Below are 20,919 nucleotides of genomic sequence, written 5' to 3'. Positions count from 1 at the left end.
ACCTTATATCCTGGCGCCCTCTTAAGTGGATGGCGCTGGACTATTTTTATAGAGAGGTATCGGGAGACAGAAGTAGCAATCTATAGAATAGTCCCTATTGTCGATACAGTATGTTTCTTAAAATAGGCTATCATATACTTGCAGGGAGATACATATTGTACCGTAAATGGACAGTTGAAAGAATGCGGTATTTAGAGGATTAGAGGAGTTCATGAACTGCAGGAGGATAATTGGATGCCTAAAAAATTGAAATATACTGCCTGGCTGCTAGCATTCCTTCTAATACTTGTTGCAGGGTACGGTGTATACATGTATCAATTGGTTAAGGCAACGGCTGATCATATTTATGAAGAAAGGGATCCCTTACCTTCTCTTCCTGCTAATGCTACGGCTGATGTTAAGGCTCAGGTTAAACCAAGGGAACCGGTGAATCCTGATAGACTTGACCCATTTACCGTTCTAGTTCTTGGAGTCGACCAAAGACCCAATGATCGAGGGCGTTCAGATGCTATGATATTACTCGCGGTGAGCCCAGCCAAGAAATCCATATTGATGTTCAATATTCCGCGAGATACCCGTACAACTATCGTTGGACATGGAACTACTGACAAAATAAATCATGCTTATGCTTTTGGCGGCGTGGATATGTCGATTCGCACGGTAGAGGATTTTTTGAATTTCCCAATAAATTATTACATTAAAGTCGATATGGAAGGATTTTCACGAATCATCGATTCCTTGGGGGGAGTTGATGTTATGAATACATTACAATTTGACTATGCAGGTTATCATTTTGCAAAAGGGGAAATAACCTTGAACGGGGAAGAAGCTCTTGCCTTTTCACGTATGAGATACGAGGATCCCAGAGGAGATTTGGGACGCAATGTGCGGCAGAGAGAAATATTGAGAGAGCTAATCGACAAATCTTTAAATATATCGACTGTTTTCAAGCTGGAAGATATTCTTGATGAAGTAGGCGCGAGTGTTAAGACTGATATTTCATTTGAGGAAATGAAAACATTTATGAAGGATTATCGTACGAAGTTAGAAAAGATCGAGCAGGTAGAAGTTAAAGGCTACGGAGAAAAGATTAACGGAATTTGGTATTATATGGTCGAAGAAGAGGAAAGAAGCAGGATGAATGCCTTGTTAAAAGCTCATATACAGTAACAATCCTATGTGTATTTACTATATTTGGATTCATGCATAAGTACCCCCTTTAGCAGCACAAAGGGGGTACTTTGTTTTAGAGTATGTCTGGAAGACAAATGATCAATTAGTCTTTTAGCTCTAAAGCCTTCTTTACGGATTTGGACTGGGGCGGATTCCTTCTTCCGATAATGTAATCAATGGAGACGTGGAATTTATCGGCGAGCCGTGTCAAGGTTTCTAAATTCGGTTTTCTGCGGTTTTTCTCATAATGTGATAATGATGCCCGGCTAATGCCAATAGCCTCTGAAAGTTCTTCTTGAGTCCACCCATTGTTCTCCCGCAGTTCTGCGATTCGATGTCCGTACAACGTTCATCTCCACCTCCCTTAAATCATGGTTCAATTCCAATAAGTAACATAATTAATGTTTACACGTACATGATACAAAATGTATCGCAAATTAACGTTTCCGTCAATACAGCTTGTATCCTATTTTCAAAAATGTAACAAAATGTATCTATGCAGCGCATAATCACTTCGACAAAGGATCTCACATTGCGTCAAAATGCGGGTACTATCTGGTGTTAGTATGATACAGTAGAACCAGTAAAATATGAGAAAATATCTATTTTTTGTTGACAAACTTTTCAAGATTATATACATTCCATTTATAGATACGTTTTGTATCACCAGCAGGTATCTCCATGGGAGAGGATGTTGTTAGGTATGAATGAATTGAGAATGTACTGTATCTGTTGTTGTCGAGTTGTGTCTCTTACGGAAGGTGGAAATTTGTTTCGAACTGGTTTTTTCAAATATGATATCCCCATGGGGGTTTGCCCGGATTGCTCTAGGATACCTCCACTCCAGTCTTCGCTAATGGCAACACTCAGGAAGGAAAGTGTGTTACTATAAAGGATTTATATTGAAGCTATGGTATAAGCTATGACAGTCGCAAAGGAGTATATAACATATGCAGGAACCGCTTGTAAGGCTGATGGGTGTGACGAAAATAATCGCATCTAAGGCATTGGTCCAGGATCTTACTCTGGACATTCCCGCAGGTCAGGTGTTTGGCTTTTTGGGGCCGAATGGTGCGGGGAAGACAACGACGATCCGGATGATGGTCGGTTTGATGTCGATTACGAAAGGGGATATTCTCATCGGGGGGCATAGTATCCGTGAGAATTACGAAAAGGCCTCTTCCCAAATCGGCGCAATTGTTGAGAATCCGGAAATGTATAAGTTCTTGACAGGTTATAAAAATTTAGTCCATTATGCACGGATGATGCCCGGCATTTCAGAACAGCGTATTCACGAGGTGGTAGAGCTGGTCGGACTTACGGACCGGATTCACGATAAAGTGAAAACCTATTCCCTCGGTATGCGGCAAAGATTAGGCGTAGCACAAGCACTACTGCATCGGCCGAAGCTGCTCATACTGGACGAGCCAACCAATGGACTTGATCCGCAGGGAATCAGGGAGCTTCGCGATTATTTGCGCAAATTAAGCCGTGAAGAGGGAACAACGGTATTCGTTTCCAGCCACCTTCTGTCCGAAATGGAGCTTATGTGTGATACGGTTAGCGTCATTCAAAACGGCAAGCTGATCGATATACGGCAGCTGCGTACTTCAGAAGGAGAACGGGCATTCGAGGAAACAGCCTTCGAAGTAAGTGATGTTCTGCGAGCTGTTCAGCTGCTGGAATCCTTTCAGTACAGAGTGCACGGAAACCGGGTTATTATCCGTGGAGACCGCAATGCGATTGCTGAGATCAATGCAGATTTTGTGCGTGGCGGTGTTCAGGTGTATGGAATACAGCCAGTCACCACATCGCTTGAGGATCAATTTTTGGAGATGACGGGAAGTGAAAGCCATGACTGATTTTTTTAAGCTTATCGCCAATGAGAATATGAAGATATACAGCCGAGTCCGCACATGGGTGATGATCGGGATCCTGGCTACTTTTAATGTGCTTATGCCCGTTCTCATGTACTTAACCGGAGCGCCAATGGATCTTTGGACATCCTTTACGTGGACAGAGAGTTTTACCTTTATGCTGAACACGATATTTACAGTAGTTATCGCCGCAGATATGGTGGCGGGGGAGTTTACGTGGGGAACGATCAAGCTCCTGTTAATCCGCCCTTGGAGCCGGGGAAAGATCTTAATGTCCAAATTTCTGGCTTTGATTCTATTCTCCCTGCTTGGGACGATGATCGTGGCGGTTGTTGGCATGTTGTCGTCGGCGTTGTTATTCTCTGGTGAGTCTGCGATCTCCTTGAGTTCGGAAGGGGCCGGTATGGAAGCTTCGGCGCTCCTGCTACTGACCGATTACATTGAACTGTTCGTTATAGCGCTTATCGCTTTCATGATTTCCACCGCTTTTCGCTCCAGCAGTCTTGCTATCGGATTATCGATGCTCATGTTGTTTACGAAGGATTTGTTCGGCTTGTTGTTAAACCCCGAAAAATATGAGTGGGCGAAATATATTTTGTTTCTCCATATTGATCTCAGCGATTACATTCATTCATCTGTTGGGCCCGGCGGGGTCGGGATCGGATTCTCTATCGCTGTGTTAGTCGGGTATTGTTTGATATTTGGGCTTGTATCCTGGTGGGCTTTCTCCAAAAGAGATGTTTCCGCATGATATTTTAGAGATTCGTTACTATTCCGGTAAGATAAAAGAGCTCCTTCGGCAGATTTGCTGTCGAAGGGGCTCTTTAGGTTGAATGTGTATGGCACCGTGAATGACCCCGCAGGGCCTCGGTAGACCGTGAGGAGAGTGGATTAATATTTCGTTACCCTGCTTCGGGTCTTTGCATGGGTAACGTCTCAAGAGCTGACTTGGCAGGCTCAATACCAGCCGCTGGACTCTCCATGTGACTCGCCCCATTAAGAACGCCGCCCTCCATAATAATAAGAGATGAAGCAATGACATCACCATGCATTTGTCCGGTTGGGGTGATGGTCAGCTTACCCTCGGCTGCGATATCGCCGTACACCTTACCCGCTATGATCACTTCTTTGGCTGAAATGTTGGAGCGTGCAACTGCGCTTTCACCGATGGTCACGTTACCCTGGCTTTCAATGGTGCCATTAAATTTTCCATCGATCCTCAGATCTGCGTCGCAGTTTAGAGCGCCCTCAACATGGCTGCCCTGACTGATAAGTGTGCTAGTGCCCGCAGATGAAAACTTATTTCTTTTAGACTTTTTCACAACAAAAACCTCCTTATCACTTTTATTGAACGTACGGCAGCGGGTTTACGGTCTGGTTGTTCTTGACGACCTGAAAGTGAAGATGCGGACCGGTACTGCGTCCTGTGTTCCCAAGCCTGCCAATACGTTCGCCTTGCCCAACCTGATCTCCGGCCTGAACATCTAGGCTATCGAGGTGCATATACCATGTCTCGAGCCCGTTCGGATGACGTACAACGATGTACAATCCTCGTACACCGCTTCGTTCCGCTGTAGTTACAGTGCCTGAACCGGCGGCAAATACCGGATCACCTCGCTCCCCAGCGATATCGATTCCGGCATGATAGGCGGACCGTCCGTTAAACGGATCGTGTCGATAACCAAAACTGGAGGTAAGGCGCTTGGAGAGCGTGGGCCACTGGGTTGGATTTCCTTCACGTTTACTTTGAGTCTCGACGGCCTGATCCAGCGTCTTGGGAATATGGCTCTCCATCGTCTTGATCAGGTCCTGTATGGCCTCAAAATCATCTTTCGTTTCTTCAGCCAAATTGAGCATTTCGTTCTCATGAACGGCGATATACTCCCCTCCGACATTGCCGCTGTCCAGAGACAGAGAGGACGTCTTCTCTCCAGCGGAGCCGTGTTTTTGGATGAACTGCTGCAGCTCAAGCTCCAGTTCCTTTACCCGCTTCATCTGTGTTTTGGTCTGTGCGGCTTCACTAGAGAGCTGGATAATCGCTTTATTCAGCCGCTCAATCGCTTCTTCTTTGTTGGTAACGGTAACTTCCATTTTGAGCGATTCTAGGCTTTTGAGTGTAAGTTGCTGTTCCAGCTCCGAAATCGTACGCGCAGAGTTGATTTGCATGGAAACAATCAGACTCGATATAGAAAGGATTGCAGCAGCGGGTACAGCGATCATCAATGGCTTGGATAAATGAACCTGTTTGACCGAGTGCTGGGCATCGCGGAGCACCAGCAAGGTCATACGTTGTTTCCGGCGCTTGTTCTTCATGGCATCCCCTTTCATTATTTCTATGTGCAGCAAAGGTAACGATAAAGAGTTGGACGGATCCTTATTCTCTATGTATTCTACTTTTGCGAGAAACATGTCATAAATATTAGAAGAAGATGATGGTAGTGTTCATTCTTGTTGCTGATTGGGTATGTTTTGAATAAATACATAATTGAATGGTCAATGATGTAGTTATCATATTTTTTCTAAGTTAGGGGGCTGCCGGCATGCTGTGGCTTCTGCTTGTACTTATCGCATTCATATGCCAAATGGCTGCGGTGCTGTTGCTGGAATTCAGAAATCCGTCCAAGACCGTTGCGTGGTTGTTTATTTTATTTTGTTTGCCGCTGGTCGGCTTTGTGCTCTATTTTTTCATGGCTCAAGACTATCAGCATCGTCTGAAGATTCGTAACCGGGGAACACGTCTGTTTCAGGAGATCAAGGAGCAGTTGTGGAATAAAGCAGCCGTGGTCCAGCAAGCATCAGACATGCATAATGACGAATTCCATCATAATCTCCGCCTCTTCAATTTGTTGAACCATCTTTCCGAAAGTCCTATCACGGGGTGTAACCGAAGCAAGGTTCTGACCGATGGGGAGGAGACATATGCGGCTATGCTCCACGCCATGGAAAAGGCGAAAGATCATATCCACGTTGAGTTTTATATTTTTCGTCATGACACGATCGGGACGAAGTTTCAGGATGTGATGATCCGTAAAGCTAAGGAAGGCGTCAAGGTACGCCTTATTTGCGACGGACTGGGCAGCTACAAGCTAAAAAATTCGTTTGTACGCCGGTTTAAAGAGTCGGGGGTGGAGGTTCATTTTTTCCTTCCAGCGATGATTTCGGTGTTAAATCGTAGAATCAATTACCGGAACCACCGGAAAATCGTAGTCGTTGACGGAACCGTCGGCTTTCTCGGTGGTATTAATGTCGGTGACGATTATTTGGGGAAATATCCGAATATGGGCTACTGGCGGGATACGCATCTGGAAGTGGAGGGGGACGCGGTTTATTTTTTGCAGAACGTTTTTCTTCAGGACTGGAAGCTTGCTGCAGGGGAGAAGATTGTAGACCTGAGGCTGTTTCCCAAACACCATTGTACGGGTGAAGAACAGGTACAGATATTGAGCAGCGGACCTGATATGACCTGGAACGCGATTCAGGAAATGTGCTTCGGCTCCATCTCGGTGGCTAAGGAACGGATTTGGATTACTACACCGTACTTTATTCCGGACGAAGGATTATACGAAGCAATCAAGACGGCGGCTGTCAGCGGTGTGGATGTGCGCATTATTATTCCGGACAAGGCGGATTCCCGTCTTGTTAAGCTGGCTTCACTGTCTTACGTGGAAGATCTACTGACGGCAGGGGTAAGATTTTACGAATACAAAAAAGGGTTTATTCATGCAAAAGTGCTGATCGTTGATGATTTGATTGGTTCCGTTGGCACGGCGAATATGGATATGCGAAGCTTTTTTTGTAATTTCGAGCTGACTGCTGTTCTGTTCGATAAGGAGCCGATTAAGCGTTTAGTTTCCGATTTTGAGGAGGATCTGCGCAACAGTAGTTTGATTGATACCCAGAAATTTCACGAACGGGGAAGGCTGCAGAAGGTTACAGAAATATTAAGCAGAATGCTGTCTCCATTGCTATAAACGATGTTTAAAACGGTGAAAAATAAATGATTAAGCGTTGCAATCTGTTTAATCTTGGAATTCCGTATATCGCCCCTTTCATTTTGTGTTAAAATAAATATATAAATAAAGCTTATAAATATACACTTGGCTTTATTGCAAAATGATCGGGGGAATTTTATGTCCAGTGAATTAAATGTTCTATCACAACCGCCGCAGTCATCGCAATCTCAACAGCAGTCTCAGCCACAAATGCAACCAACACAACAGCCACAGCCGGAAAAGCCAACCTCGAGATCACTCCAAGCAAGACTTCTCCGCCGGTTTATATTTTTGACGCTTGGAGCAACATTGATGGCCGTCGGTCTGGAGATATTTCTCGTGCCGAACCGTATTATCGACGGTGGAATTACTGGAATCTCGATTATGGTTTCGCATATCACCCAAATACCACTTGGCGTTTTCCTCACACTCTTCAATCTTCCTTTCTTATTTATGGGGTATAAGCAAATCGGCAAAACGTTTGCGTTGTCCACACTTTTCGCCGTTTTGGTTATGTCGGTAGGGACTTACTTTCTTCATCCGGTGTCCCCGCTTACCATTGATCCGCTTCTGGCTGCTGTTTTTGGTGGCGTTATACTCGGGATCGGCGTCGGTTTGGTTATCCGCTCGGGCGGGTCACTTGACGGCACAGAGATCGTAGCCATCTTGATTAACAAAAAAGCACCGTTCTCTGTCGGTGAAATCGTCATGTTCATTAACTTCTTTATTCTCGGCAGTGCAGGCTTCATCTTTGGTTGGGATCATGCGATGTACTCCCTCATTGCGTATTACTTGGCTTTCAAATTGATTGATATTACGATCGAAGGTATTGATCAATCCAAATCGGTATGGATTATAAGCGAGAAGTATAAGGAAATTGGCGATGCGCTCACTCAGCGTCTGGGTCGCGGTGTAACTTATCTGGATGGGGAAGGTGCTTATACCGGTGACAGCAAGAAGGTTATTTTTGTAGTCATTACCCGGCTTGAGGAAGCGAAGCTGAAATCCATCGTTGAAGACTGGGACTCCCAAGCGTTTCTTGCGGTTGGTAACATTCACGATGTGAAGGGCGGCCGTTTCAAGAAGAAAGATATTCACTAAAGTGCTATAGAAGAATGAGACTTAAAATTATTAGCCGAAGCATCACTACGAATGCGGATTATTCTTACGATCGCTGTTGCCCCCAGATTTCTTTCATATATTTATACATCGTTGAAATCCGGGGACAAAGGCGAACGCTCAAGCTTCTCCAGAATAATTCCGTCTTCTCCGCTGAAGCTCTTCAAGCGCTTTAGCTCAATCTATAAGGGGATAATAAACAAACCGCTCCGGTATTACGGAGCGGTTTGTTGTTGAATGAGATTTATGAGACTGGGTGATCAGGACCTTGCGTTTCCTGCGTTGTAGAAGAAGTCTCTTGGGTCTCGTCCTTGCTGCGGCGTGTCTTCTTACGTAGCCAATTGAATACTCCGACAATGACAGCAACGATTACATACCAAAACTTTTTGAGCAATAGCAGGAGGCCGACCTTCTTGGCAACAGCCAAACCTGCACCTCCGAGAATCAAACCGGTTAAGCCCATCTCGGCAACCTTATCGGTGGACTCATCGAAATCCTCATAACGCTCTCCTTGAACAGCTGAAAATTTCGGTAAAATCTCATTGGACAGAATTGCTGCAGCTTCTTTGCGGTTTTCGGAATCGCTAACGAGCACAACGCTAATATAACCTTCACGGGTAAGCAGCCTTACCTCATAATTTACAAATGTTTTTTTCTCAGCATTCTCCAGCAAAAGAGACCAGGTCAAGTTTTTTGTACTATGGTCATAGAATGGTTCAACATCCCATCCCGTAACAAAAATATGGTCGCTGGCAGCTTTTTCTTCGTTCTGTGCCTCGGTGCCCTCTTTAATCTGCTTAAGAAGTTTGTCCGGCTTGATCTTTTCCTTCTCTGCGTTTTTGATATGACCCGAATCAACATAGTCAAAATATACAAACCAGTCTTGATTTTCGATCGGACCAATACCGGCAATCTCCTGCCCTGACAGGATGTTTCCTTGCATTGTTGAGAACTTTTTAACGTCTTCTTTATTCAGGTAGAAGAAATCTTTACCGAGATCAAGCGTTCCTACAGTTCCGATCTCGACCTTAACACCATCCCCGCCTTCTACCGGGGTAATACCGCTTCCGGTAGCTCCTGCGACGGTAGGGAGTGCTAACATCAGTACAATCAATAAGCTAAAAATTCGTTTCACCAATACATCCTCCAATATCTATAATAGGTCAACCCAAAACAACATTGCACATCATATCACAGCTTACAGTTATAGACTATATCTGGATAAAATGATGGGAAGTTTCATAAATATACTCATCTTCCCGTTGAATAGGGTCATTTGTAACATTGTGTTTCTTGGAAATAGGACAAAATGAGTGAAAGGATTTCATTTCCATGATAAGAAATTATAAGTTTCATACAAAAACTGTCATCCCAAAGTTGTGATCAATCTAACATAAATGTAAAAAATGATCGGAAATTCCCACATTTGATATCCTTTTTAATCCATATAAACTTGTGTATAGGAACAAGTGTTTGTTATAATCATATCTAATACACTTGGACCAGTATTTTGATGTTGTTAAAGGGGGCAAATTAGGAGGGATGAGCTCATGACCAAAACGATATATGAAGAAATAACGGCCAAACAGACACTGAACCGGGTGAAAGAGAAGAAGATGCCTTTTGATTGGTCGATCAATCCTTATCGTGGGTGCGCGCATGGCTGCAGCTTTTGTTATGCCAGGGCGTTTCAATCGTTCATTGGAATGGGGGCACAGGATGAGTTTCAGCACCATATTTTCATAAAAAATAATGCTGTTGAGGCGTTGGAGGCACAGCTGGCCGTTATCGCGGGGAAATTCTGTCATGATATTGAGGCGGTCCGCCGACATATCGGTCAGGTGACAATTGGCACAGCTACAGACCCATATCAACCTGTTGAGAGCAAGACGGAGATTACCAGGGAGTGCCTTAAATTGTTAGCCAAATACCGCATATCCACAAGCATTACGACCCGATCGCCGCTTGTGCTCCGGGATCTGGACATTTTGACCCGGATGGATCAAGTCTCGGTCAATATCAGCATTAACACAATGGATAACAATGTAATTCATAAATTGGAGCCGGCTTCGCCGCATCCGGCTAAACGAATGGAGACCGTTCAGCGTTTATCACAGCATGGGATTCGGACAAGGATTTTCGCAGCGCCGGTGCTGCCGTTTCTGACGGATCGTGAGGAGCAGATGAATCAACTGCTTTATGCTGCCAAGGAGGCAGGTGCGGATTTTGCGATGATTTCTTTATTGCGTTTGTCTCGCGATGTGAAGGAGTGGTACATGCAGACTCTAAGACATCAATTTCCAGAGGTCGTTTCGTTGTATGCCAAGTTGTATAGTGGATCGGCTTACGCCGAAGATAGCTATGTTACCTCGTTCAAAGATCTGGCACAGAAATTGCTGATGAAGTATGATCTGACCGGTATGTCCAGTGGACCTGGGGGCAGGGCTTCCAATCAGTTTGGCCCCATTGCAGAGAATGAGGCACCTTGGGCAGTTTCGGCAATTAAGACAGGGGAGGATCAGCTATCAAAGGCCGGGGAAGGTCAACGATCTGGTTCAAGCTTGTCTGTCTTGGAGAAACCTGGTGACTTTGAAACTTTGTGTGAAAACAGCTATAACAAGAACACGGCTTGCTCTGCCCCGACACCGACAGAAGTCAAGCGCAAGGGCAAACTTCCGGTTCCGTCGAGCCCGGTAGAGCAAGAGGAACTTATGCCGGAGATCGAGCAGTTGTCGTTTCCTTTTTAGATATCCTTTATAGAGGTTGTTCAAAAAGTCCGCTTTTGATCACGAAGTGAATCAGGAAGTGGGCTCGGCATCGAATCTTGAATTCAGCCGGTCCTTCCAGTGCTCACGTACCCAAAACGTACGCTCCGCTCCTCAGTTCCTAGCTTCATCCAACCTTCTCGGTGCTGAAAACCGACCTTTTTGAACACGCACTTCTAGAACTATTTTCGTTTGGACGACAAGTGACGCAGTATGGGCTCGAGCGGCTGAGGAGGCAAAAGCGTTAGCAAATCACCCTTCTCTTGAAGCCGCTCCACGATATTGAGAAGATGAAAGTCTGAAGGTGAAACATTCTGAGACACCTCTTCCCAGGTCAGCGGGGTGGAGACGGTAGCAAGTGGCCGGGCCCTCGGTGTATAGGGTGCTGCAAGCGTTCTTCCGCTGTAATGCTGAAGGTAATCAAAATAGATATTATCGCCGCGGTTTTTCTTCAGCCTTTCAATCGTGAACAGCTTCGGATGCTCCTCGGTGACATATTGGGCGACGAATTGTCCAATGGTGCGAAGCTCGTCAAATGTCATTCCTTCCGGGATCGGTACGATGATCTGCACGCCCGTGGCACCTGATGTCTTCGGTACGGATGAAATACCAAGTGAACGGAGTACATTGCCGACGATAGCTGCAGCTTCCATGATTCTGGGCTCTTCCGGCTGTGAGGGATCGAGATCGATCATCCATTCACATGGAAGTGTGCTATTGGCATAATGCAGGGACGGATGAAACTCAAGCGCGGCCAGATTGCCAAGCCACAACAACTCGGGAAGCCCGTCCAGCAGAACATAATTGATATTTTCATGCAGGGCTGTTTTGACAAATGGAGGGGTCGGCTCTGGTGCATTTTTTTGATAGAAGAACTCACCTGGTACCCCATGCGGATAGCGGATCGTTGTGAGAAGTCTTCCGCGACAGTAGCGGAGCAAGTATGGGGACAGCGCGGCAAGCTTCTGCAAATACATCGCCTTCGTAATTCCAACCTCGGGCCACAGCGGTTTGTCGGGATTCGTAATTTGGATTTCTTGGCCTTCAATGGTTAGTGTGCCTTTGATCTGTTTTCTCATCGTTAACCCAGCCCTTGAATTCCAAGCAGTTTGGGATGACGCATCATTCCGTCCTGGCTCCACTCCAGGAACGTTACTTCAACGGTCAACGGTTTGCTGAGCCAAACGAGCTTTTCTTTTTTTAAATCGGTGTGCAATTCCTTCCAGCGTGCACTGCCTGAATGTAATCCGGCGTAGTGCAGCAGCTGCCGCTTGGTCTGCTCGTTCAGACCTAGTGAGGCTCTGCCGATGTAGGAGCCGTCATCGCCTGCCAAGACAAGACTGGCGACACGCCCTTCCCGGATAATCATCGCAATCGCCTCCGTTTTCAATCGTACGGCAATTTTTTTCTTGTACCAGTCCTGATGTTTCTTTCCTTCACGATAAGGGGAGGATAGACGCTTGATTACAATCCCCTCCCAGCCCCGGTCCTCCGCCCACTTCCATAAATTCTCACCATCATTGAACAGATCTGCGACGAGAAGACCCGGCTTGTTGGAGACAATTTGCTGCAGCCGCTGATGGCGTTCAATGTAAGGCAATTGCCGCATGTCGCGGTCACCGTCAAGTAGTATGTCAAACAGAACATACGTAAACAGGGGAGCGTTCGTGCTGATGGCACGCGAGCGCTCCCTCTGCAGAACTTTTTGGAAGACCGGACGGCCAAGCTCCGGATGGAAATAGACGACCTCGCCGTCCAGAATCAGACGGTGCTCCTTCAGCTCTGATAGGGATCGGGCAACTTCGGGGTACAGCGCTGTCTTGTTCAGCAGTTTACGGGAAACCAGTGATACTTCACCCCCATTAAGGAGTGACAGGATACGAACACCGTCCCATTTCAATTGATATCCCCATTCGCTTCCTGATGGAATGGTTTCCGTCACGATAGGCGCCATGGGCTCTTTAGGAAGATAATCCTTTAAACCGTTCATGCTCAGGAACCTGTATCGGTCTTCTTGGACTTCGTTGTACGGCGTTTCGGTTTAGGTCCTTCGAGTTCCGGTCCTTCACCGCTGACTTTGGCTGTCGCTTCTTTGGCAGCGGTCTTTCGGGTCGTTTTCCGTGGTTTCGGTGTCGTTCCCGGATCCGTAGCAATCGGCGGCTTGACGGCCTCAATACTTGCTTGAAGCGCAGCCATCAGATCAACCACATTCGTTTCCTGACGTGCAGGAGCGATCTTCACTTCTTCACCGGCAACTTTGCTGGAGATCATGCCCTGCAGACGCTCGCGGTAATCATCATTATATTTTTGTGGATCAAAGGGGGAGGATAGTTGTTCAATTAGCATGCGTGCCATGGTGAGCTCTTTGTCATTTACCACTGCGTTTTCCGGCAGGTTTGGCACCTGGGAGATCGGACGGATCTCATCGGGGTAAAAAATCGTCTCAATCGCCAGACACTCATCGATGACTCTGATGGCAGCCATACTGCTCTTGGAGCGGATCGCGATTTTGGCAATGCCGATTTTGCCGGATTGTCTCATGGCTTCAAGAAGCAGCCGATACGCATTGGCTCCTGCCTGATCGGGTGACAGGTAATAGGTCTTCTGAAAATAGATCGGATCAATTTCCGTTAAATCAACAAAATCAAGAATCGTAATATTTTTACTGTTCTGTTCCGAAAGCTGCTCCAGTTCTTCTTTTTCAAAAAGAACGAACTTTCCCTTTTCATATTCGTATCCCTTGTTGATCTCCTCCCAGCCGACCTCTTCCTCGCAGACCGGACATTTACGAACATAAGAGAGTGGACTTCCGCAAACCTTATGGACATATCTCATAGAGATATCTTTGTCCTCGGTGGCGGAGAACATTTTGACGGGAACGTGAACAAGTCCGAAGCTGATGGCGCCTTTCCAGACGGTATGCATCTATGATTCCTCCCTATCATTTTTTGAAGGACGGCAAAGCCGTTTCTACTTGATTAGTTTGCCCAAAAAAAGACTCTATATAAGTTGATGTATAAAGGCCTGAACATTGAGGCATATTGACGTTGGAAACACAGTGGACTCTACCTTTGTGTGAGGAGGTGTATGAATGACCATGGAGCACGGAGAGAGTAAAGTAACGGAACGCGATCACAAGACATTATCGGAGGCGGATTTTACCGTGGAACCGGTGGACGGTGAAATACTGAACTGGAACAGCTTGACTTCAAGTGATAGTGAGATGACTCGCGAGTCCACGATGCTTGATATCGACCGGATGGTCAATGAGGGTCTTGCTGGCGGCAATGTGACAGAAGATAACGGGATGATAGGTTTTACAACAACAGATACGACGAAGACGGTGGATGAAACACCGGGAAATACGGAGAAAGGGGAATAGAGATGGAACTGGATCGCGCTTGGAGTATTTTTAAGTCTGATGATACGTTTAAGGTGAAGCTGGAAGGTGAGCCGGTATGGATTGAACATATCGATCAGGCTAACGGCATGGCGACGGTTCAAGTCGGCTCGCGACCGACGGATACCGTGACGGTGAATGTGGAACGCTTGGAAGAAGGCGAGTAATAGGGAACTATAACGTGCATTCGAGCGGCGTAAGAAACACCTTTTTTTCGGATGATTGCCCTTAGCGGATCACCCGGGGGAAAGGTGTTTTTTTACAGCTAAGAAAGTATAAACTTCGGAGTAAAGTATTTTTCTTATGGAGAAGGTTCAAAATTGTCCTTTGAGAACATACGCAGCGGGTTAATGGATTATGCATCTGTTAGATATGGAGGTGGATGATCCAAATATGATATATTTCAAGCTCTTCTGCCTCCCTTGCGGCATGCTGTGGAGACCGATATAATTAAGGACAAGTTAAATCACTCAGCAGTTACGTCAAAAGGTGGGTATACAGGTGATAGAAAGCGGTTATGAAGAGCAGTTCCGTTACATTTCCAAAAGTCCGGCCGACACGGAACGGCTAGCCGCCTGGCTGGCCCGGCGTTCAATACCGGGAACAGTCATCGGTCTTGATGGGGATTTGGGAGCAGGGAAGACAGCATTTTCCCAAGGGTTCGCGAAGCATATAGGTATCAGCGGTGTTGTGAACAGTCCCACATTTACGATTATTAAGGAATATGAGGGGCGTCTGCCTCTTTATCATATGGATGTGTATCGTCTGTCTTTGGATGAAGCGGACGAGCTTGGATTAGACGAGTATTTTTTCGGAGAAGGTGTCTGTCTCGTGGAATGGAGCAGTCTTATAAGCGAGCTTCTTCCTGAAAAACATCTTCATATATCGATTGAAACAACAAACATATCGGAGCGAGTAATTATCATAAAGAGCTTGGGTGAGCCTTACGGCCAGTGGTGTCGGGAATTGAATGAAAATGGGGTAAATATCGATGAATAATCATAACACAACGCCGCGTCAGCGGTTTTTGGCGCTGGATTCGTCTACGGCCTCGCTGGCAGTGGCTGCGATGGAAAATAATGAACTGCTAAAGGAAATCAATGCGAGCGGCGAACGTAACCACTCCGTCCACATGCATCCGGTCATAGCACAAGTAATAGAAGAAGCTGGTTTGACTGTGGATGAAATCGACGGCATCGCCGTTGGTGTCGGTCCGGGATCTTACACAGGCGTTCGTATGGCTGTTACGGCGGCCAAAACGCTTTCCTGGGCGAAAAGTATACCGGTAGCCGGGGTGTCCAGCCTTCACGCCATCGCGTGGGGAGGACTTTCGTCTGGCCTGAAGGATCATTCGACGGAGAATGAACTGCACTGGGTGATCCCGCTGCTGGATGCGAGACGGGGACAGGCGTATACAGCGCTGTTCGCTGGCGGAACAGGTACTGCACCACAACGGCTTGAGCCTGATGCCATTCGATTGATGGCGACATGGATTGATATCCTTGCAGATCGACTAAACGCGCTTCAAGAAGAAGATCTTCCTGTATCGATTTGGTTTACAGGTGACGTTACAGTACATGCAGAAGCAGCTGAACGTCTTCGTGAGGTGTACAGCGGGCCACTGAACATTCTCCCTTATGAACTGGAGGGTCGCTGGGTCGGATTTTTGGGAGCCATGCGGCTGCTTCAGGGGGAATCGGACGAGATGCATGCACTGGTACCTAACTATACACAGCTTTCGGAAGCGGAAGCGAACCTGCTGCGCAAGCGGTGAAGGGAGCGTAGGATTGGATCATGGAACATGAATACAAAGCACCGGCTCATGACGAAGGTTTGTCTTTCCGGTTGATGACACTGGAGGACATACCGAACGTCATGGTCGTAGAGCACGATGCGTTTACTCTCCCTTGGACCGAGGAAGCCTTTCACAATGAACTTAAGCTGAATCATTTTGCACATTATATGGTGATGGAGTATGAAAGGCGGACGATCGGTTACGCAGGGATGTGGACGATTGTCGACGAGGCACATATAACCAACATTGCACTGCTCGGAACATATCGTGGGCGAAAATGGGGAGAGCGGCTTCTTAGTGAGCTAATGAAGACGGCCTCCTTTCTACGGATGGAACGAATTACGCTTGAGGTCCGGGTGAGCAATGAGGTGGCCAAGCGTTTGTATATGAAAAAAGGATTTAAGCCTGCAGGCATCCGTAAAGGCTACTATTCCGACAATGGAGAGGATGCACTGATTATGTGGGCGGATTTGCCCCCTTACCGTGAATACGGAGGCGAGGAAGGAAGCGAAGGTTTGTTATGAATGAACAGAATACAGAGAAGCACAGTCTGATCTTAGCCATTGAGACAAGCTGTGATGAAACATCAGTTGCAGTGGTTAGAGATGGGCATGAAGTATTGTCGAGCGTTATTGCGAGTCAGATCGAAACCCACAAAGCCTTTGGGGGTGTGGTACCTGAGGTGGCATCGCGCAAGCATGTGGAGAGCATTACGATGATTCTGGAGGAAGCTGTCTACGAAGCGGGTATTGATATGCGGGATTTGTCGGCTATCGCTGTCACCCAGGGACCGGGTCTGGTCGGAGCATTATTGGTTGGTGTTGTGGCGGCCAAAAGCTTAGCGTACGCACTCGGAAAACCGCTGATCGGTACACACCATATCGCTGGTCATATCTATGCCAATCGTATCGTTGGCCCGATAGAATACCCGTGCATGTCGCTCGTTGTTTCGGGCGGGCACACAGAACTTGTGTACATGAAGTCCGAGGGCAGCTTTGAACTTATCGGCTGCACACGTGATGACGCTGTAGGTGAAGCCTATGATAAAGTGGCGCGTGCGCTCGGATTCCCTTATCCGGGCGGACCACATGTGGACCGGCTAGCCTTGGAAGCGGAGGATGCCGTACAGCTTCCCCGCGTATGGCTGGAGCCGGATTCCTATGACTTTAGCTTTAGCGGATTGAAGTCGGCTGTATTAAATGTCGTCAATCAGAGCAAAATGCGTGGAGAAGAGATTCGAACCGGTGCGATTGCCCGGGGCTTTCAGGAATCGGTTACCGAGGTGCTCGTGGAAAAAGCGGTGCGCGCCGTGAAGGCATATGGAGTTGTGCAGCTGCTGCTCTGCGGAGGAGTTGCTGCGAACCGTGGATTACGGCATCTGCTCTCGGAACGCTGTGAGACGGAGGGAATTCCTCTAACCATTCCACCTCATCAATACTGTACCGATAATGCTGCTATGATTGCTGCTGCCGCTCATCTGAAATGGAAGCAGGGAGACCTGACGCCTCTCGATATGAAGGCAGATCCCCAGTTTTCTCTGGAAGAATGGGCTAAATGAAAAGCTAGGCAAATGCCCTCTTGACGGGTGCAATTAAAGAACGTATAATCATCCTCAAATTCCAGAATGAAGAAACGCAAAGAACAGGAACAGTAAGGATCTCCGGAATCAAGAGAGCTGCGGGACGGTGCGACGCAGTGGAAAGAGACCTGAAACTCGCCTGGGAGCGGAACGTTGGAACACAGCGCATGATGCGCTGGCCGGATGTTGTCCGGTATTACATCGTTACGGTTAGCCACCGTCAGAAGGCACGGCATACGCAGTCCATGGATATGGATGTGACGTTTGGCGATGGAGGGGGCTTGCTTAGGACCGATAAGATGATCGGTAGATCCGGCAAGTCAACAAGAGTGGTACCGCGATAGGCAAGCCTGTCGTCTCTTGAATAAAGAGATGGCGGGCTTTTTTTGTCCAAACAAACCGAATAGTAATAAACGCAATGAACGGGAGCAAGTAAAAGGGGTACTGTCTACAGAGAGCCGCGGGTTTGGTGCGACGCGGCGGCAGGAGCCTTTGAATCTCGCCCGGGAGCGGAAGAGGGGAACATAGACATGACGCTGCTGCAGATACGGTATAGATTTGCTGGCAGCAAAAGTCCTAATAGTGCGTGTTCAAAAAGGTCGGTTTTCAGCACCGAGAAGGTTGGATGAAGCTAGGGACTGAGGAGCGGAGCGTACGTTTTGGGTACGTGAGCACCGGAAGGACCGGCTGAAATCAAGATTCGATGCCGAGCCCACTTCCTGATTCACTTCGTGATCAAAAGCGGACTTTTTGAACAACCTCTAATATGTACTCTCTTACGGGATCCCCCGTGAACAGGAGTTCGATAAATATTTCGCCCGGCCGGCGTAATTTTATCGGACACTAAGCGGACGCACGTTTCGGTATGATGCCGAGATCAATGCGTCAAGTAGAGTGGTACCACGGAGGGTTTAAAGCCCGTCGTCTCTTATAAGGAGATGGCGGGCTTTTTGAAATTTAAGAAAGTATGAATTTCAAATTGCATACTTGTCTTATATTTCTCGAAGAAACGCCGAAGTCCTTTATAAAGGACCCCGAAGCCGTTTCTTCTTGCTGCCGGCAGCAGTTGGGTGGGACTGCGGACGCAAGTCGACGTGCGGACGCAGGTGTAATCATGACAAGTAAGATCAATCTGGCACATCTCGTAAAAACAAGGGAGGAACCCACGATGGTACAAGAAATTCGAAGAATTCGTTTGATGGATACAACATTACGTGACGGAGAACAGGCCCCTGGAGCAAGTCTGCAGCCTGAGCAGAAGATCATGCTTGCTGCCAAACTAGCGGAGCTGGGTGTAGATGTGCTGGAGCCGGGGTTCCCTGTGTCCAGTCCAGGCGAGTTTGCCGCAGTTGAAACGATATCCCGCCAGCTTCAAAATGTGGAAATATGCGGCTTTGCGAGAGCGGTAAAAGGAGACATTGACGCAGCTGTCCGGGCGACACAAGATGCAGCCAATCGGCGCATACATTTGTTTATCTCTTCGTCCGACATCCATATAAAGCATCAGCTCCGCAAGAGCCGGAAAGAGGTCGTTGCGACTGCACGGGAAATGACGGCGTACGCCAAACAGTTTTGCGACCGGGTGGAATTTACCGCGATGGACGCATCACGTACGAACATAGATGACTTGATTGAAATGGTAGAGGCAGTAATTGAGGAAGGGGCAAATATTATCAACCTGCCTGACACGGTTGGATATGCGCTGCCACAAGAGTATGGAGAGATGTTTCGCCGGGTGCGCGAAGGGGCACGGGGAGGCAGAAGTGTGGAGTACAGCGCCCATTGTCATAATGATCTGGGCTTAGCTGTGGCGAACAGTCTGGAAGCCATTCGCAACGGAGCTAGTCAAATCGAGGTAACGGTTAATGGTGTAGGTGAACGTACAGGAAACTGTGCCTTGGAAGAGCTTGTGATGGCACTGGCTACCCGGGGTGATGTGCTAAGAGCAGAGACAGGTATCTCAGCTGAGAAGCTGTATGAAACGTCTCGACTGATCAGTGGTGCGATGCATTTTCCGATTGCATTCAATAAGCCGGTTGTTGGCCGTAATGCATTTCAGCATGAATCGGGTATTCATCAGGATGGCCTTCTGAAGGACCGAAGCACCTATGAGATTATGAACCCTGAGGATCTGGGCATTCCGCGCAGCATGATTATTCTAGGCAAGCATTCCGGACGACATGCATTGAAAGACAGGCTTGCCCGGTATGGTGTATCCATTCAGGAACAAGAGGTGGAGAAGCTATACAATACCTTCAAAGAGACCGCAGACCGGCAAAAGGTGGTCAGTGATGATCAACTGCTGCAAATGGTGAGTAGCACGCTTGGTAAACCGGCTCAGGTGTATGAGTTGGGTGAGGTCCAGGTGATATCCGGTAGCGGAGTAAGCCGGGTGGCGGCAGTCAGACTGCGCCACTTGCATGAGGAGCGTGAGGTGTCCTATTCGAGCGTAGCCGATGGACCGGTGCAAGCTGTCATATCCGCAATCAGCCAAGGAATCAGTGGTAGTATTTCCTTCGTTGATCTGGAACTTCATTCTCTGAGTAGCGGGGAAGACGCGCATGCAGAGGCGGCCGTTACCGTTGAAAGAGATGGTAAGGTATTCCGCGGAACAGCAGTTCACCAGGATATAGTCATGGCGGCAGGGCTTGCATATGTGGCAGCATGCAACTCGGCGCTCTTGTCCGTTTAACGACGATTACCATATAAGTGCGTGTTCAAAAAGGTCGGTTTTCAGCACCGAGGCATATGCTTCCGATGTGCGTTTTTTCAAAACGCTTCAGTTGGATGAAGCTAGGGACTGAGGAGCGGAGCTGCACGTTTTCGTAGAAAACGTCTTCGTAAGCATCAGCTGTTTTGGGTACGTGAGCACCTAAGATGTTTCCGGAGGAAACATTTTAGCTGAATTCAAGATTCGATGCCGAGCCCACTTCCTGATTCACTTCGTGATCTAAAGCGGACTTTTTGAACAACCTCTATAAGAAAAAGGCCTTCTTCTTCGTTTCGAAGGAGAGGGCCTAATTTATATAAGTAAACGGGATTCATATAAATGAATCAATAGTTCTGTCAAGTTGTGGACAAGGTTATCCACATTTCCCTTCGAAAATGTGCGCAAATTCAGAAAACACCGATAAATTAAAGGTTTGGAAGAGGCTGAAAAAAGGGGACATCATTTTCAAAATTACTTGTTGAAATTGTGGATAATGTGCATAACTTAGT

General features: G+C 47.2%; 19 protein-coding genes, 1 pseudogene and 1 other annotated feature. Of the genes and pseudogenes, 13 read left to right on the top strand and 7 right to left on the bottom strand.

The features are described from left to right. The first annotated feature begins 234 nt into the window (after positions 1-234). Entirely contained in the window at positions 235-1,170 is a 936-nt protein-coding gene (locus MNQ98_RS24700; protein ID WP_241930603.1) for an LCP family glycopolymer transferase, read from the top strand. Positions 1,171-1,318: 148 nt separating this feature from the next. On the opposite strand, the pseudogene MNQ98_RS24695 reads toward MNQ98_RS24700, so the two are convergent. After that, a pseudogene (locus MNQ98_RS24695) lies at positions 1,319-1,519 on the bottom strand (helix-turn-helix domain-containing protein); the annotation flags it as partial. A gap of 604 nt (positions 1,520-2,123) precedes the next feature. Between MNQ98_RS24695 and MNQ98_RS24690 the strand changes: the two are divergent. Together MNQ98_RS24690 and MNQ98_RS24685 are read left to right on the top strand one after the other, a co-directional pair. Continuing rightward, positions 2,124-3,035 carry an ABC transporter ATP-binding protein gene (locus tag MNQ98_RS24690; RefSeq protein ID WP_241930602.1) on the top strand — a complete coding sequence of 304 codons (912 nt, stop codon included), beginning with the start codon at positions 2,124-2,126 and terminating at the stop codon, positions 3,033-3,035. Beyond that, positions 3,028-3,801: an ABC transporter permease gene (locus MNQ98_RS24685; RefSeq protein ID WP_241930601.1), complete on the top strand. Its 774-nt coding sequence runs from the start codon at positions 3,028-3,030 to the stop codon at positions 3,799-3,801. Before MNQ98_RS24690 ends, MNQ98_RS24685 begins: the two co-directional genes overlap by 8 nt. Positions 3,802-3,952: 151 nt before the next feature. Here MNQ98_RS24685 and MNQ98_RS24680 read toward each other — a convergent pair whose 3' ends face one another. Further along, positions 3,953-4,372 (bottom strand): bactofilin family protein, encoded by a 420-nt coding sequence (locus MNQ98_RS24680; RefSeq protein WP_241930600.1) that lies wholly within the window; start codon positions 4,370-4,372, stop codon positions 3,953-3,955. Positions 4,373-4,394: 22 nt separating this feature from the next. Then, positions 4,395-5,363: a M23 family metallopeptidase gene (locus tag MNQ98_RS24675; RefSeq protein WP_241930599.1), complete on the bottom strand. Its 969-nt coding sequence runs from the start codon at positions 5,361-5,363 to the stop codon at positions 4,395-4,397. 227 nt (positions 5,364-5,590) lie between these two features. Here MNQ98_RS24675 and cls point away from each other — a divergent pair, with 227 nt between their 5' ends. Together cls and MNQ98_RS24665 are read left to right on the top strand one after the other, a co-directional pair. Further along, positions 5,591-7,021 (top strand): cardiolipin synthase, encoded by a 1,431-nt coding sequence (gene cls, locus MNQ98_RS24670; RefSeq protein ID WP_241930598.1) that lies wholly within the window; start codon positions 5,591-5,593, stop codon positions 7,019-7,021. 159 nt (positions 7,022-7,180) lie between these two features. After that, positions 7,181-8,143 carry a YitT family protein gene (locus MNQ98_RS24665; protein ID WP_425298570.1) on the top strand — a complete coding sequence of 321 codons (963 nt, stop codon included), beginning with the start codon at positions 7,181-7,183 and terminating at the stop codon, positions 8,141-8,143. A gap of 262 nt (positions 8,144-8,405) precedes the next feature. Here the strand turns inward: MNQ98_RS24665 and MNQ98_RS24660 are convergent, their stop codons facing one another. Further along, positions 8,406-9,296, bottom strand: a complete 891-nt coding sequence (locus tag MNQ98_RS24660) for a DUF2167 domain-containing protein (protein ID WP_241930597.1) — start codon at positions 9,294-9,296, stop codon at positions 8,406-8,408. 415 nt (positions 9,297-9,711) lie between these two features. On the opposite strand from MNQ98_RS24660, the gene MNQ98_RS24655 reads away from it, so the two are divergent. Then, positions 9,712-10,908 carry an SPL family radical SAM protein gene (locus tag MNQ98_RS24655; RefSeq protein WP_241930596.1) on the top strand — a complete coding sequence of 399 codons (1,197 nt, stop codon included), beginning with the start codon at positions 9,712-9,714 and terminating at the stop codon, positions 10,906-10,908. Positions 10,909-11,108: 200 nt separating this feature from the next. On the opposite strand, the gene ligD is transcribed toward MNQ98_RS24655, so the two are convergent. The 3 genes from ligD to ku are packed head-to-tail and all read right to left on the bottom strand — an operon-like array spanning position 11,109 to position 13,851. Beyond that, positions 11,109-12,005 (bottom strand): non-homologous end-joining DNA ligase, encoded by an 897-nt coding sequence (ligD, locus tag MNQ98_RS24650; protein ID WP_241930595.1) that lies wholly within the window; start codon positions 12,003-12,005, stop codon positions 11,109-11,111. A gap of 2 nt (positions 12,006-12,007) precedes the next feature. After that, entirely contained in the window at positions 12,008-12,916 is a 909-nt protein-coding gene (locus MNQ98_RS24645; RefSeq protein WP_241930594.1) for an ATP-dependent DNA ligase, read from the bottom strand. Between the two features lie 2 nt (positions 12,917-12,918). Next, positions 12,919-13,851, bottom strand: a complete 933-nt coding sequence (ku, locus tag MNQ98_RS24640) for a non-homologous end joining protein Ku (protein WP_241930593.1) — start codon at positions 13,849-13,851, stop codon at positions 12,919-12,921. A gap of 166 nt (positions 13,852-14,017) precedes the next feature. Between ku and MNQ98_RS24635 the strand changes: the two genes are divergently transcribed. The 7 genes from MNQ98_RS24635 (at position 14,018) to MNQ98_RS24605 (ending at position 20,392) form a co-directional block, all read left to right on the top strand. Beyond that, on the top strand, positions 14,018-14,308 hold the full coding sequence (locus tag MNQ98_RS24635) for a hypothetical protein (RefSeq protein ID WP_241930592.1): 291 nt from the start codon (positions 14,018-14,020) through the stop codon (positions 14,306-14,308). 2 nt (positions 14,309-14,310) lie between these two features. Then, positions 14,311-14,493: an H-type small acid-soluble spore protein gene (locus tag MNQ98_RS24630; protein WP_208917957.1), complete on the top strand. Its 183-nt coding sequence runs from the start codon at positions 14,311-14,313 to the stop codon at positions 14,491-14,493. 328 nt (positions 14,494-14,821) lie between these two features. Then, a complete protein-coding gene (tsaE, locus tag MNQ98_RS24625; protein ID WP_481856793.1) occupies positions 14,822-15,325 on the top strand; it encodes a tRNA (adenosine(37)-N6)-threonylcarbamoyltransferase complex ATPase subunit type 1 TsaE in 504 nt (167 codons plus the stop codon). After that, positions 15,318-16,100, top strand: a complete 783-nt coding sequence (gene tsaB / locus MNQ98_RS24620) for a tRNA (adenosine(37)-N6)-threonylcarbamoyltransferase complex dimerization subunit type 1 TsaB (protein WP_241930591.1) — start codon at positions 15,318-15,320, stop codon at positions 16,098-16,100. The genes tsaE and tsaB overlap by 8 nt, the downstream gene beginning before the upstream one ends. A gap of 20 nt (positions 16,101-16,120) precedes the next feature. Continuing rightward, positions 16,121-16,645: a ribosomal protein S18-alanine N-acetyltransferase gene (gene rimI / locus MNQ98_RS24615; protein ID WP_241930590.1), complete on the top strand. Its 525-nt coding sequence runs from the start codon at positions 16,121-16,123 to the stop codon at positions 16,643-16,645. Further along, on the top strand, positions 16,642-17,679 hold the full coding sequence (gene tsaD / locus MNQ98_RS24610; RefSeq protein ID WP_241930589.1) for a tRNA (adenosine(37)-N6)-threonylcarbamoyltransferase complex transferase subunit TsaD: 1,038 nt from the start codon (positions 16,642-16,644) through the stop codon (positions 17,677-17,679). Before rimI ends, tsaD begins: the two co-directional genes overlap by 4 nt. Positions 17,680-17,749: 70 nt before the next feature. Continuing rightward, positions 17,750-18,064, top strand: a binding site (T-box leader). Between the two features lie 804 nt (positions 18,065-18,868). Further along, positions 18,869-20,392 (top strand): 2-isopropylmalate synthase, encoded by a 1,524-nt coding sequence (locus MNQ98_RS24605; RefSeq protein ID WP_241930588.1) that lies wholly within the window; start codon positions 18,869-18,871, stop codon positions 20,390-20,392. The last annotated feature ends 527 nt before the right edge of the window (positions 20,393-20,919 follow it).

The organism is Paenibacillus sp. N3/727 (assembly GCF_022637315.1).
GTDB lineage: Bacteria > Bacillota > Bacilli > Paenibacillales > Paenibacillaceae > Paenibacillus_AQ > Paenibacillus_AQ uliginis.
This window is presented reverse-complemented; position numbering and strand designations above follow the sequence as displayed.

What these genes read in the sequence shown, in the direction of transcription:
- MNQ98_RS24700 (WP_241930603.1), top strand. Translation starts at nt 235, where the DNA reads ATGCCTAAAAAATTGAAATATACTGCCTGGCTGCTAGCATTCCTTCTA.
- MNQ98_RS24690 (WP_241930602.1), top strand. Translation starts at nt 2,124, where the DNA reads ATGCAGGAACCGCTTGTAAGGCTGATGGGTGTGACGAAAATAATCGCA.
- MNQ98_RS24685 (WP_241930601.1), top strand. Translation starts at nt 3,028, where the DNA reads ATGACTGATTTTTTTAAGCTTATCGCCAATGAGAATATGAAGATATAC.
- MNQ98_RS24675 (WP_241930599.1), bottom strand. Translation starts at nt 5,363, where the DNA reads ATGAAGAACAAGCGCCGGAAACAACGTATGACCTTGCTGGTGCTCCGC.
- cls (WP_241930598.1), top strand. Translation starts at nt 5,591, where the DNA reads ATGCTGTGGCTTCTGCTTGTACTTATCGCATTCATATGCCAAATGGCT.
- MNQ98_RS24665 (WP_425298570.1), top strand. Translation starts at nt 7,181, where the DNA reads ATGTCCAGTGAATTAAATGTTCTATCACAACCGCCGCAGTCATCGCAA.
- MNQ98_RS24655 (WP_241930596.1), top strand. Translation starts at nt 9,712, where the DNA reads ATGACCAAAACGATATATGAAGAAATAACGGCCAAACAGACACTGAAC.
- ligD (WP_241930595.1), bottom strand. Translation starts at nt 12,005, where the DNA reads ATGAGAAAACAGATCAAAGGCACACTAACCATTGAAGGCCAAGAAATC.
- MNQ98_RS24645 (WP_241930594.1), bottom strand. Translation starts at nt 12,916, where the DNA reads ATGAACGGTTTAAAGGATTATCTTCCTAAAGAGCCCATGGCGCCTATC.
- ku (WP_241930593.1), bottom strand. Translation starts at nt 13,851, where the DNA reads ATGCATACCGTCTGGAAAGGCGCCATCAGCTTCGGACTTGTTCACGTT.
- MNQ98_RS24635 (WP_241930592.1), top strand. Translation starts at nt 14,018, where the DNA reads ATGACCATGGAGCACGGAGAGAGTAAAGTAACGGAACGCGATCACAAG.
- MNQ98_RS24630 (WP_208917957.1), top strand. Translation starts at nt 14,311, where the DNA reads ATGGAACTGGATCGCGCTTGGAGTATTTTTAAGTCTGATGATACGTTT.
- tsaB (WP_241930591.1), top strand. Translation starts at nt 15,318, where the DNA reads ATGAATAATCATAACACAACGCCGCGTCAGCGGTTTTTGGCGCTGGAT.
- rimI (WP_241930590.1), top strand. Translation starts at nt 16,121, where the DNA reads ATGGAACATGAATACAAAGCACCGGCTCATGACGAAGGTTTGTCTTTC.
- tsaD (WP_241930589.1), top strand. Translation starts at nt 16,642, where the DNA reads ATGAATGAACAGAATACAGAGAAGCACAGTCTGATCTTAGCCATTGAG.
- MNQ98_RS24605 (WP_241930588.1), top strand. Translation starts at nt 18,869, where the DNA reads ATGGTACAAGAAATTCGAAGAATTCGTTTGATGGATACAACATTACGT.